The 11,870-nt window shown below is 67.9% G+C and carries 12 protein-coding genes; 8 read left to right on the plus strand and 4 right to left on the minus strand.

Annotated features, from left to right (window positions below; all coding sequences use genetic code 11):
• The first annotated feature begins 140 nt into the window (after nt 1–140).
• From LC490_RS00225 to LC490_RS00260, 8 genes are all read left to right on the plus strand, one after another.
• Nucleotides 141–1,196 carry a hypothetical protein gene (locus LC490_RS00225; RefSeq protein ID WP_223618831.1) on the plus strand — a complete coding sequence of 352 codons (1,056 nt, stop codon included), beginning with the start codon at nt 141–143 and terminating at the stop codon, nt 1,194–1,196.
• A gap of 83 nt (nt 1,197–1,279) precedes the next feature.
• Nucleotides 1,280–1,909, plus strand: a complete 630-nt coding sequence (locus tag LC490_RS00230) for a ParA family protein (protein WP_031373100.1) — start codon at nt 1,280–1,282, stop codon at nt 1,907–1,909.
• A 163-nt stretch (nt 1,910–2,072) separates the two neighbouring features.
• Nucleotides 2,073–2,549 carry a histidine phosphatase family protein gene (locus LC490_RS00235; RefSeq protein ID WP_031373099.1) on the plus strand — a complete coding sequence of 159 codons (477 nt, stop codon included), beginning with the start codon at nt 2,073–2,075 and terminating at the stop codon, nt 2,547–2,549.
• Nucleotides 2,540–3,247 (plus strand): YceI family protein, encoded by a 708-nt coding sequence (locus LC490_RS00240; protein WP_161786138.1) that lies wholly within the window; start codon nt 2,540–2,542, stop codon nt 3,245–3,247. The genes LC490_RS00235 and LC490_RS00240 overlap by 10 nt, the downstream gene beginning before the upstream one ends.
• Nucleotides 3,244–5,175 carry a phospholipase D family protein gene (locus LC490_RS00245; protein WP_223618832.1) on the plus strand — a complete coding sequence of 644 codons (1,932 nt, stop codon included), beginning with the start codon at nt 3,244–3,246 and terminating at the stop codon, nt 5,173–5,175. The genes LC490_RS00240 and LC490_RS00245 overlap by 4 nt, the downstream gene beginning before the upstream one ends.
• 558 nt (nt 5,176–5,733) lie before the next feature.
• On the plus strand, nt 5,734–5,925 hold the full coding sequence (locus tag LC490_RS00250; protein ID WP_031373096.1) for a hypothetical protein: 192 nt from the start codon (nt 5,734–5,736) through the stop codon (nt 5,923–5,925).
• Between the two features lie 272 nt (nt 5,926–6,197).
• Nucleotides 6,198–6,653 (plus strand): hotdog fold thioesterase, encoded by a 456-nt coding sequence (locus LC490_RS00255; RefSeq protein ID WP_051885207.1) that lies wholly within the window; start codon nt 6,198–6,200, stop codon nt 6,651–6,653.
• 68 nt (nt 6,654–6,721) lie between these two features.
• The gene (locus LC490_RS00260) at nt 6,722–7,768 is read left to right on the plus strand and encodes a LacI family DNA-binding transcriptional regulator (protein WP_031373094.1); all 1,047 of its coding nucleotides are present in this window, start codon (nt 6,722–6,724) and stop codon (nt 7,766–7,768) included.
• Between the two features lie 459 nt (nt 7,769–8,227).
• Here the strand turns inward: LC490_RS00260 and LC490_RS00265 are convergent, their stop codons facing one another.
• The 4 genes from LC490_RS00265 to edd all read right to left on the minus strand — a co-directional run bounded on the left by LC490_RS00265 (nt 8,228) and on the right by edd (nt 11,843).
• Nucleotides 8,228–8,506: a hypothetical protein gene (locus LC490_RS00265; protein ID WP_223618833.1), complete on the minus strand. Its 279-nt coding sequence runs from the start codon at nt 8,504–8,506 to the stop codon at nt 8,228–8,230.
• A gap of 116 nt (nt 8,507–8,622) precedes the next feature.
• Nucleotides 8,623–9,270, minus strand: coding sequence for a bifunctional 4-hydroxy-2-oxoglutarate aldolase/2-dehydro-3-deoxy-phosphogluconate aldolase (eda, locus tag LC490_RS00270; RefSeq protein WP_305067570.1), 648 nt, complete (start codon nt 9,268–9,270; stop codon nt 8,623–8,625).
• A 31-nt stretch (nt 9,271–9,301) separates the two neighbouring features.
• Entirely contained in the window at nt 9,302–9,982 is a 681-nt protein-coding gene (locus tag LC490_RS00275; RefSeq protein ID WP_031374111.1) for an HAD family hydrolase, read from the minus strand.
• Between the two features lie 40 nt (nt 9,983–10,022).
• Complete coding sequence (gene edd / locus LC490_RS00280; protein ID WP_223618834.1) at nt 10,023–11,843, minus strand: phosphogluconate dehydratase; 1,821 nt, start codon at nt 11,841–11,843, stop codon at nt 10,023–10,025.
• Nucleotides 11,844–11,870 lie beyond the last annotated feature (27 nt).

Below are 11,870 nucleotides of genomic sequence, written 5' to 3' on the forward strand. Positions count from 1 at the left end.
GCAGCGCCGAGGGGCGAGGCCGGCTTGGCCGCGTGTGGTCGGCAGCCTTGCTTGCGACTTTGTGCGCCTGCAGTCCATCGTCCGCCGATCGTGCTGCAACGACGGCCAAGACCGGCGCAGCGACAGGGGCCGTTCAACCGATGCCCACCGGCGAAACCGGCTTCATCGGCAAACCGGGCTCGCACCGAGCGCCTGCCTCGACGAAGGCGGCCGCCATGACCCGGCTCAGCGAAGACATTTCCGCTGCGCTGCAGGCGCACCTGCACATGCTGGCTGCCCGGGGCCAAGCCCGCGACCGCCTCGACATCGCCTTATTGTTGCCCTTGCTCGATCACGACTCGGCGGCCGACCCGTCGCTGCGCCGTGACTCGCTCGCGCTCGCGCGCGAAGTACCCGACCAGCGCGCCTTGGTCGCCTGGCTCGAAGCCATGACTTGCATCGACAGCAACGGATGCGACTCGCACGCGGCGCTGGCGCGGCTGCAGCAGGTCGAACCGGACAATGCCGCAGTCTGGCTGCTCACCCTGGAGCAGGAGGCGACCGCACAGAGCTCCCCACGCACCGACGAAACGCAATTGGAGCTGCTGAGCCGAGCGGCGCGGGCGAGCCGGTACGACGACCATCTGGCCGACACCAGCCGCGAGACCTTGCGCGCATTACAGCCGGTGCGTTGGCCCCCCCTCGATCGCGATAGCGAAGCGGCGTTGCGTAACATGCTGCACTTGTCCGACAGTGTGCCCGCATCGGCGCTGGGACCGGCGCTCATGGCCACCTATGCCACCGCGATGGAGATTCCGCCGTACAGCGCCACCGCCGGCGCCTGCGAGCCGGATACGGTCCTGCTACCGGGTTCGCATCGACTCGTGCCTTGCCGTACGGTCATGAGCCTTATGGCCGATGGCGACAGCCTGATCGCGCAGGCGCTGGGCACCACGCGCATGGTGCGCTTGTCCCAGGACGGCCCCGAGGCCATGCATTGGCGCGAACGCCTGCGCCAGTCACATTGGCTGCGCGCGCAATGGTCAAAGATCGGGTCGCCTGCGCTGAGCTACGCCATCCGCGAGCATGGCGAGGTCCCGGCCCTTCGCGCCGAACTGGCGCGGCGCGGGCTCGGCATGCCGCCGCCGGGCTGGCTACCCGAACAGCCGCGCGCCCGTTCGTTGATTCTGAGCGGCCGGCTGCCACCGGATTCCTGAGCGCCGTCTCCCAACCCCCACCCCGTGATGGCCCCGGCCACACCCCCGGTGTACGCTGCGGTTTCCATCCGGAGGGAGCTCGCATGAAGACCGTGCTGGTGGCCAGTTCGAAGGGCGGCGTCGGCAAGACCACGATCGCCACCCACCTTGCCGCCCAGGCGGCCCTCGATGGCCTGCGTACGGCCTTGATCGATGCCGATCCCCAGGGTTCCTCGACCCGCTGGGCGCAGCGCCGCTCGGTCCTGGAAAGCGCGGTCCTGCCGCTCGACGGCACCCGCCGCAAGGCCTGGCGCAAGAGCCTGCCCGACGACGCCCAGCGCACGGTGATCGACGCACCGGCCGGCGCGATGGCCGACGATCTGGAAAGTTTCCTGGAGATCGCCGACGCAGTGCTGGTGCCGATCCAGCCCTCGACCCTCGATATCGAAGCAACCGTGCCCTTCCTCGACACCCTGGCCCAGCACCCGCGGGTGCGCCGCGGCCAGCTCCGCGTCGGCCTGGTAGGCAACAAGCTCAAGCCCTGGACCAACGCCTCGCAGCAGGCCATCGAGCTGCTGCGCGAATGGCCCTACCCGGTGGTCGGGCAGATCCGCGACAGCCAGGCCTATGTGGTCATGACCGCGCTCGGCAAGAGCCTGTTCGACTACCACTCCGCACAGATCCGCGAACACCAGGCCGATTGGCAGCCGCTGCTGAAGTGGATTCGCAAGTAAGGCACGCCGCCTCGGCCGCGGTCGGCGCCGACGCTACCCTTATTCCGATCCGACAGGCATCCTCCTACCGTCGCTCTTCGCACGTCGCAACGATTCGTCCAGCCTTCGCGCGCCTGTCGTTTCCGACCCCGCTTTCACCTCCGCCGCCAGAACTGCCCACTCCATGCGCGAATTGATCCTGCTCCGCCACGCCCACGCCGAGCCGGCCGCCCAAGGCCAGGCCGACCTCGACCGCCCCCTGTCCGCCGAAGGCCTGGCCGAAGCCGAAGCCGCCGGCCGCTGGCTCGCCGAGAACAAGCTGGTCCCGGACTGCGTGCTGTGCTCGCCCTCGCGACGAACGCGCGAGACCCTGGAAGCCGTGCTCGGCGCGATCGGCTATGTCGAACAACGCATTGAGCCGTCGGTCTACGACGCGACGCCCGGTACGCTGATCGGCCTGGCCGACACCCACATCGAAGCCGAGCGGCTGATGCTGGTCGGCCACAACCCCGGCCTGGAGCGCCTCGCCGCGCTGCTGCACAGCGGCCAATCGGGCGATTACCGCGGCATGCCGCCGGGCGGGATCGCGGTATTGAGCGTGCCGGTCGGCACCGGACTGGAACCGGGAGTGGCCCAGCTCAGCGCTTTTTGGTGGCCGTGAACCCGGCGCGGCCGGCGCCGTCGCGCTGGCGGCGCCTTCGCAGTCGGGTCGCCGCCGGCGCCGCCTTCGCGGCCGCGTTCGCTTGCCCGGCCTGGGCGCAGTCGACGTTCCAGGTTTTCGACCCCGACCACACCCGTTTCAGCTTCGAGCTGCGCACGCGCTGGGGCCAGAAGGTCGCCGGCGTGTTTCCGCGTTACGACGGCGAGGTCACCACCCTGGCCGACGGCCGCCACCAGGTGCGGATCCGCCTGGCGACCGCCGCGGTGCAGTTGGGCGATTCCGAGCGCTACACCCGCCTCGCCCGCGGCGAGCGTTTCTTCAATGCCCCGCTGTATCCCTACATCGAGTTCCTGTCCGAACCGCACGCGCCCGATCTGGTGCGCACCGGCGGCGCCCTGCGCGGCAAGCTGACTCTGCACGGGGTCAGCCGCATGGAGACCTTCGTGCTCGGCGCGCCGGCCTGCGCCCGTCCCGGCGAGGACTGCGACGCCATCGCCCAGGGCAGCGTCAGCCGCTACGACTACCGCCTCGACGGTTGGCAGTTCGCACTCGGCGACCGGGTTCGTTTCACCATGCAGGTCCGGCTCAAGCCGGGCGTGTTCAAACATCCCGAATCCAAGCCCGCCGAGGCGCGCTCCGGCGAAAGCCACCCGGGCGACCCCGGCCGGGTTCCGGAACGAAAGGAGTCTTTCCGTTGAATGCGGTACCGCGCGGCCTGACGGCCCTGCTCGTCCTGACCTTGTCGGCCTGCGCCACGCTGAGCCCGGCGCAGCGCGACCGCGCCAGCCAGATCGCCGCGCAGGCGCGCTCGACCCAAATCGACTGCGACGCCGCCGACGCCTGCGCGCAGCCTTCGCCGCTGCGCGAGCTGGGCAGCAAAGCCCTGGCCGCGTCGACCCCGGAGCAGCCGCGCCACTACGCGGTGATCCTCGACCGCGGCCCCGATGCCCTGCTCGCACGCATCGACCTGATCCGCAGCACCACCCGCACCCTCGACCTGCAGACCTACATCTACGACGAGGACGACGCCGGCAAGCTGGTGCTCGACGAACTGCTCGCCGCCGCCCGCCGCGGCGTGCGCGTGCGCCTGCTGATGGACCAACTCGCGGCGCTGCGCCACATCGACACCCTGGCCGCGCTGTCCGGCGCCCACGTCAATCTGGAAGTGCGGCTCTACAACCCGGTGCTGCACCGTGCCCGCATCACCTACCCGCAGTACGTGCTGGCCGCGGCCTGCTGCTGGCGCCGGCTCAACCAGCGCATGCACACCAAGCTGCTGCTCGCCGACGGCCGCGTCGGCATCGCCGGCGGCCGCAACTACCAGGACGACTATTACGACTGGGACGACGAATACAACTTCCGCGACCGCGACGTGCTCGTCGCCGGCCCGGTCGCCGACGCGATGGGCACCGACTTCGAGTTGTTCTGGAACGACCGCCGCAGCGTCCCCGTCGAACGCCTCAGCGACGTCGGCCGGCGCCTGATCTCCGACGGCGTGCCGGCCCTGCCGAAGACCGAGTTCGAGCGCCCCAAGCGCGCCCAGGCCATGCTCGACGATGCCGCCAATGCCGAGACCGTGCGCGAGCGCGTCGCCGACCATGCCATCGAAGTCGGGCAGGTGCGCTACATCTCCGATACGCCCGACAAGCATCGCGAGAACAGCGACGCCAGCGCCCTGGCCTCCGACTCGCTGCGCGGCCTGATCGCGAACTCGCGCAAGGAAGTGATGCTGCAGACGCCGTACCTGGTGCTGTCGAAGGCCGCGCAGAAATTATTCAGCGACCTGCACGAACGCCCCGACGCGCCGCGCGTGATCGTCTCCACCAACAGCCTCGCCGCGACCGACGCCTTCATCGCCTACGCCCTGTCGTACAAGTACAAGCGCCGCTACCTGCGCGAGTTCGGCTTCAACATCTACGAATACAAACCGTTCCCGGCCGATGCGCCGATCGACATCGCCGCGACCGGCGCGACCCTGCCCGCGCTCGGTCTGCCGGGTCTGCCCGAACAGCCGCCGCCGGCGCGCTGGCGCCGCCAGGACCGCAGCAGCGTCGCCTACCCCTACCAGTACCGGCGGCCGCTCGAACGCGAATACGTCGCCACGCGCTATGCGCGCCGCCGCAGCAACGAACCGGTGCCGCTCAAGCGCGCCGGCGTACGCATCGGCATGCACGCCAAGTCGATGGTCATCGACGACCGCATCAGCGTGATCGGCACCCACAACTTCGACCCGCGCGGCGACCACTACAACACCGAGAGCGCGGTGGTGATCGAGGACGAAGCCTTCGCCCGCGCGCTCGGCGACAGCATCCGCCGCGACATCGCCCCGGCCAACTCCTGGGTGATCGCGCGCCGCGACAAACCGCCGGTGTTCTCGGGACTGGAGTATTCGATCGCGAAGATCTCCGAACACCTGCCGCTGTTCGACCTGTGGCCGGTGCGTTACGCGACCAGCTACGAATTCGTGCCCGGCCCGAACTGCCCGAGCCCGCTGTACCGCACCGACCCGGGCTTCCGCGCCTGCTACAAACCGGTCGGCGATTTCCCCGAGGTCAACCTCGGCGTGAAAAGCCTCACTACGCGCATGTTCACTGCGTTCGGCGCGGGGCTGGCTCCGATTCTTTGATCGCAACGCGGCAACGTTGCGCCGTAAGTCCTCATGCGTCCCTGCTCATGCAGGGAAGCTTCTTCGCCTTGCACTTCCTGTAACCGACGCAGGCGGAAACAGGAAGAGCGCCTGTCTCTGCGCCCTCTTCCGCTGCGCTCTAAACCTCGGAAAGAGGGTTGAGGTAGGGCGCACTCCCACGACCGATCCGCTCGAAGCCCCTCTCCCGCTTGCGGGAGAGGGGTTGGGGTGAGGGTATGCATGAGCGAAAAAGCTGGGATGGGGCCCGCGTCTTCGGAGAGAAACATCTCCCCTCCGGTTTCAGTCCCCTTCGGTCGGTCACATCCGTCGCCTGGCATAGGTCTTCAGTCATAGGTGCGCGATTGCAACCTCCGCGCCCCTCGCCACATCTCTATCAGCAATCCCGGCGCTTGCATCCAGCCGCCGGGGCCCGGAACCCCCACCGGGCGCCCCGAAACACCGGGGCATGACTTCCAGCACATAGCGAATATTGTTTAGGTGTTGTACTTTACCAACACACCGAGTCACTACAGCCCCCCACGACACAGGAAGCCCGCCATGAACGCCCAGACCGCCCGCACCGTTTCCCCGACCGCCACGACCGCTACGGCCACCGTCCAGACCGCCCCGACCGTCCGCCACCAGCACCGCCAGCGCGATTTCGGCGTCGGCTACGGCAACAGCAGCGGCTACGCCAGCAACCGCAGCTACGCCAGCAACTGGGTCCAGCCGCGCTTCCGCTTCGCCTGATCGCAGACGTTCGTCCATGGGCCGGCCGAACGCGGTGACCTCCCCCTCCTCTTTCCGACCCGGACCGGCGCGCACAGTCCCCACTGTTCAACGCGCGCCGTTCCGGGCTTTTTAGAGGACGCCGGGGCCACCCGACCGCCCCGAGCCAATCGCCCAAGCACTGCCCAAGCGCCGCTCCATCGCCTCACCGCAGCATCCGATGTACGCCCGCAACGCCTGCGAGCCGACGCTCGCGACTGGTCCGACCGCGGCATCGCCGCTATCGTGAGGCGATGAATGCCTCCGACACCGCTCCCTCCGCCGCGCGTTCCCCGTTCCGCGGCCACAACACCGTCGCCGACCTCAACCGGCTCTCTCGCAACACCGCGATGGAACCGCTCGGCATCGTCTTCACCGAAATCGGCCCGGACTACGTCCGCGGCACCATGCCGGTCGACGCCCGCACCCACCAGCCTTACGGCCTGCTCCACGGCGGCGCCTCGGTCCTGCTCGCCGAGACCCTGGGCAGCAGCGCGGCCAACCTGAGCGTGCCCGAAGGCAAGATGTGCGTCGGCATCGAGATCAACGCCAACCACGTCCGCGGCGTGCGCAGCGGCACCGTCACCGGCACCGCGCGTCCCGTGCACGTCGGCGCCAGCACCCAGGTCTGGGAAATCCGCATCGAGGACGAGGCCGGCAAGCTGGCCTGCATCTCGCGCCTGACCCTGGCCGTGGTACCCAAGCCCTGACCCGGCGAGTAGGCTAGGACCTCATCCGGCGCAGCAGCGCCGGTTTTGCGCTGACTCGCGAGAACCCCGTGCGCCGACCCACCATCAAAGACGTCGCCGAACTGGCCCAGGTCTCGCTGAAGACCGTCTCGCGCGTGATCAACGACGAATCCGGCGTCCGCGCCCGTACCCGCGCCCGCGTCCACGAAGCGATCGCCGAACTCGACTACCGCCCCGACCCGTCCGCGCGCAGCCTGCGCAGCGCGCAGCCGTATGCTCTCGGCGTGGTCTACGACAACCCGAACCCGTACTACATCATCAGCGTGCAGAACGGCGTCCTGGCCGCCTGCCGCGAAACCGGCTACGGCCTGCAGATCCATCCCTGCGATTCGTCCTCGCCGCTGCTCGCCGCCGACCTGATCGACCTGGTCCAGGGCGCGCGCCTGGCCGGCCTGGTGCTGGCGCCGCCGATGTCCGAGCGCATGGAATTGGTCAGCGAACTGGTCGCCCACGGCATCCGCCTGGTGCGCATCGTTTCGGCCGCCGAAGACCCGAAGGACGGTTCGCCCTGCGTCTGGGTCGACGACCGCGACGCCGCCTACGACATCACCGAACACCTGATCCAACTCGGCCACCAGCGCATCGGTTTCCTGTGGGGCGGCAAATCGCACCGTTCCAGTTGGGAGCGCTACAAGGGCTATGCCCAGGCGCTCAACGACTATGGCATCGCCGAAGACGAGAACCTGGTGCTGCCGGGCGATTACTCCTTCGACGACGGCTTCCGCGGCGCGCGGCGATTGTTCGCCCTGCCCGACCGCCCGACCGCGATCTTCGGCAGCAACGACGAAATCGCCGCCGGCGTGCTGGCCGCGGCAAAGTCGAGCGGCATGCACGTGCCCTACGACCTGTCGATCGCCGGCTTCGAAGACAGTCCGTTCTCGAAACAGTCGTGGCCTACCCTGACCACCGCGCGCCAGGCCACCGAAGAGATCGCCCGTCATGCGGCGTATCGCCTGATCGCCGAACTGCGCCGCGAAGTGGATCAGCCCCTGGAAGTCCCGCCTAACGAAGGCTTCAGCCCGATCCTGGTGGTGCGTGGTTCGACCGCCCCGCCGCGTCCGCTGCAGACGCCGTAAATCGCCGCACGACCACGACGACGCGCCTTCGCTCTTCCCCCTTTTGGAAAAGGGGGGGGTAGGGGGATTTGCCGTTGCCGTGATTTTGATCTGCTTTGCCGTTTTACCGGCCAAGTGGAGACCCGAAGGGCGGCGCACAGGACGTGCGCCGTTTTTCGATAGGACAAGGATGTCCTATCGAAAAATCCCGGCGACAGCATCGCACTCGTGGCCTGTGCCCTTGCAAGGAGAGCCCTTTTCTTTGGTTACCTTTCTTTTGGGCTTAGCAAAAGAAAGTAACCCGGCCGCTTTAGCGGACGGAAGCTTTGCACTTGCTTGAGGCTTCTAAGGGAACAAAATCAAACGCCAAAAGCTTCCGCCACTAAAGCGGCGGGTAACTTTCTTTTGTCTAAAGCAACAAAAGTCCGTCTGGATTCCCTTCGGTCAAAAGTAACCAAAGAAAAATGCTTTTGCTTTGAATCACAAGCCCGCACGATCGATGCAGACGCAGGGCTTTTTCATACGGGACATCCCTGTCCCGATGAAAAACGGCGCGCGTCCCTGCGCGCCGCCCTTCGGGTCTTCTATCGCCTTCGCGAGTGCGAGGCTGCGCACAGCAACAGCAACAGCAACAGCAACAGTAGAAACATCGCTATCGTCGCGAACCTGTCGCAGAGCGATCGTGGCTTGTAACCGAAGGAAATCCACTAGGACGCCGCTCCTACCCTCACGACGGCACGCCGCTTCGATGGATGACATCGGTGTTGCTGCGTCTGCGCATCCCAAGGTCGCGACTCACGTCGCTCCTACAGCGGAAGGCTTCTCAAGCGGCGGCAGAAAAGTAGCAACAGCAAAACCACGCTATCGCCGGACGATCAGCCGCGTAATGCCACAGCCTCACGCGCCAGCGCCTCCACCTTGCCCCAATCGCCGGCCTTCACCGCCGCCGCGGGCGCCACCCACGAACCGCCTACACAGGGCACGTTCTTCAACGCCAGGTACTCGTGCGCATTGTGCACGCCGATGCCGCCGGTCGCGCAGAACCGCAGTTCCGGCAGCGGGCCGCCGATGGCTTTCAACGCCGTGGCGCCGCCGATCGATTCGGCCGGGAAGAACTTGAGCTGGGTGTAGCCGTGCTCGAACAAGGCCATCGCTTCCGACGCGGTCGCCACGCCCGGCAGCCACGGCAGGTCGATGTCGCGCGCCGCGGCGATCAGGCCCGGCGCGCTGCCCGGCGACACCGCAAAGGTCGCGCCGGCCTTGAGCGCATCGCTGAAGTCGGACGGCTTGCGCACGCTGCCGACACCAACCGCGGCGCCTTCGACTTCGGCGGCGATCGCGCGTACCGCGTCGAGCGCCACCGCGGTGCGCAGGGTCACTTCGATCGCCGGCAAACCACCGGCGACCAGCGCGCGCGCCAACGGCACGGCGTCCTTCAGGTCGTCGATCACCAACACCGGCACCACCGGCGCAAGCGCCAACACGGCGGCGACGCGCGCTTGCAGATCCTGCATCGAACTCATTGCCTCACTCCTGTCGTTCGGCGCGTCGCGCTCAAGCGCGCGCAGCCACTTCGTCGATATGCCTGAGCAGGTCGGCCGGGTCTTCGTAAACACGGAAGGCGCCGGCGCGCTCGAGTTCTTCCTGGCCGTAGCCGCCCGAGAGCAGGCCCACGCCGAGCGAACGCGCGCGACGCGCGGCGAGCAGATCCCAGATGCTGTCGCCGACCACGATCGAATGTTCGATGTCGGCGCCGAGTTTGTCGGCGGCGGCCAGGAACAGATCGGGATCGGGCTTGGCGTGCTTGACCATGTCGCGGGTGATCACCGGGGTGATGTCGGGATCGACACCGAGTGCGACCAGATTATGGCGCGCGGTCTCCATGCGGCCGCTGGTGGCGATCGCCCAGGGAATCCGGTTCTCGGTCAGATAGGCGAGCAACTCGACCGCACCCGGCAGCGGACGGATCTGGGTCGCTTGCCGGCCATAGGCCTCGGCATGCAGACGGTGCAGACGCTCGATGCGTTCGGGGGTGATGTCGATGCCGGTCTCGCGCAGCAGGATGTTGGTGAACAAACCACCGCTCATGCCGATCTTGCGATGGATGCGCCACACCGACAGCGGAATGCCGTCGGCGTCGAGCGCCTGTTTCCAGGCGAGCACGTGCTGGTAAACGCTGTCGACCAGGGTGCCGTCGAGGTCGAACAAGAAGGTGGTGCGTGCGGGAGCGGGCATGAGGGTCCGAAGGTTGGGAATCAGGGATTCGGGTGGACGATCACAGCGGCAGCGCGCCGAACACGCCGGCGCCCCGGTCGGCGGGTGCGGCGTAGTCGCGGAACGCGGCGAACAGCTCGCGGCCAAGGCCGACGTGGTGCGAGGACAGGTCGACGATCGCGTTCTCGCGCTCGCTCCAGTCCACCGGCGCCAGCACACTGAGGGTTCCGGCGATCGCATCGACACGCAGCACGTCGCCGTCGCGCAGCTTCGCCAGCGGGCCGCCGCAAGCGGCTTCGGGGGTGACGTGGATCGCCGCCGGCACTTGGCCGGAGGCGCCCGACATGCGGCCGTCGGTGACCAGAGCGACGCGATGGCCGCGCTTTTGCAGCACGCTCAAGGTCGGGGTGAGCTGGTGCAATTCCGGCATGCCGTTGGCGCGCGGGCCCTGGAAACGTACGACCACGATCACGTCGCGGTCGAGTTCGCCCTGCTCGAAGGCCTGCTTGACCTGATGCTGCTCGGTGAACACGCGGCACGGCGCTTCGACCGTCCAGCGGTCTTCCGGCACCGCCGAGACCTTGATCGCGGCGGTGCCGAGATTGCCGTCGAGCACGCGCAAGCCGCCGTCGACTCGGAACGGTTCGCTGACGGGACGCAACACCGCGGTGTCGGCGCTGGTCGGCGCCGACGGCACGTGCATGACGTGGCCGGCCTCGTCGAGACGCGCCTCGATGCGGTAACGCGCCAGGCCCGGGCCGGCGACGGTTTCGACATCGCCGTGCAGCAGACCGTGGTCGAGCAGTTCGCCGATCAGATAGGCCAGGCCGCCGGCCGCGTGGAAGTGATTCACGTCGGCGCTGCCGTTCGGATAGACCCGCGCCAGCAGCGGGATCGCCGAAGACAATGCGTCGAAATCTTCCAGCCGCAGTTCGATGCCGGCCGCCGCCGCCATCGCGATCAAGTGCAGCAGGTGATTGGTCGAGCCGCCGGTGGCGTGCAGGCCGATCACGCCGTTGACGATCGCGCGTTCGTCGACGATGCGGCCGATCGGCCGGTAGTCGTCGCCGAGCGCGGTGATCTGCGCGGCGCGCTGCGCGGCCTGCGCGGTCAGCGCATCGCGCAACGGCGTGTTGGGATGGACGAAGCTCGAACCCGGCAGGTGCAGGCCCATGAGTTCCATCAGCATCTGGTTGGAATTGGCGGTGCCGTAGAAGGTGCAGGTGCCCGGGCCGTGGTAGCTGCGCGCCTCGGCTTCGAGCAATTCCTCGCGCGAGGCGTCGCCGGTGGCGTAACGCTGGCGCACTCGCGATTTTTCGTCGTTCGGCAGGCCCGAGGTCATCGGCCCGGCCGGCACGAAGATGCCCGGCAGGTGACCGAAGTGCAACGCGCCGATCAGCAGCCCGGGCACGATCTTGTCGCACACGCCCAGGTACAGGGCGGCGTCGAACATGTCGTGCGAGAGCGCGATCGCGGTCGACATGGCGATGACGTCGCGCGAGAACAGCGACAGCTCCATGCCTTCGCGGCCCTGGGTGACGCCGTCGCACATCGCCGGCACACCGCCGGCGACCTGCGCGGTCGCACCGGCCTCGCGCGCGGCAGCCTTGAGCAGATCGGGAAACCGCTCCAACGGCTGATGGGCCGACAGCATGTCGTTGAACGAGGTGACGATGCCCAGGTTGGGCGCATGGCCCGAGCGCAGCGCGCTCTTGTCGCCGGGCGCGCAGGCGGCGAAACCGTGGGCGAGATTGCCGCAGGACAGACGTCGGCGTTGCGGGCCGCTGCTCAAGGCCGCATCGATGCGGGCGAGATAGGCATTGCGGCGCGCGCGGCTGCGTTCCTGGATGCGGTGCGTGACTTGCGCGACAACGGGATGCATTGGGGTATTCACGGGTACTCGATTCGT

Origin of the sequence: Lysobacter sp. ESA13C, from assembly GCF_019970005.1 — a bacterium.
In the GTDB taxonomy this organism is placed as follows: Bacteria; Pseudomonadota; Gammaproteobacteria; order Xanthomonadales; family Xanthomonadaceae; genus Lysobacter; species Lysobacter antibioticus_B.

Coding starts and splice junctions, on each gene's coding strand:
- LC490_RS00225 (WP_223618831.1), top strand. CDS start 141: ATGCCCACCGGCGAAACCGGCTTCATCGGCAAACCGGGCTCGCACCGA.
- LC490_RS00230 (WP_031373100.1), top strand. CDS start 1,280: ATGAAGACCGTGCTGGTGGCCAGTTCGAAGGGCGGCGTCGGCAAGACC.
- LC490_RS00235 (WP_031373099.1), top strand. CDS start 2,073: ATGCGCGAATTGATCCTGCTCCGCCACGCCCACGCCGAGCCGGCCGCC.
- LC490_RS00250 (WP_031373096.1), top strand. CDS start 5,734: ATGAACGCCCAGACCGCCCGCACCGTTTCCCCGACCGCCACGACCGCT.
- LC490_RS00255 (WP_051885207.1), top strand. CDS start 6,198: ATGAATGCCTCCGACACCGCTCCCTCCGCCGCGCGTTCCCCGTTCCGC.
- LC490_RS00265 (WP_223618833.1), bottom strand. CDS start 8,506: ATGTCATCCATCGAAGCGGCGTGCCGTCGTGAGGGTAGGAGCGGCGTC.
- eda (WP_305067570.1), bottom strand. CDS start 9,270: ATGAGTTCGATGCAGGATCTGCAAGCGCGCGTCGCCGCCGTGTTGGCG.
- LC490_RS00275 (WP_031374111.1), bottom strand. CDS start 9,982: ATGCCCGCTCCCGCACGCACCACCTTCTTGTTCGACCTCGACGGCACC.
- edd (WP_223618834.1), bottom strand. CDS start 11,843: ATGCATCCCGTTGTCGCGCAAGTCACGCACCGCATCCAGGAACGCAGC.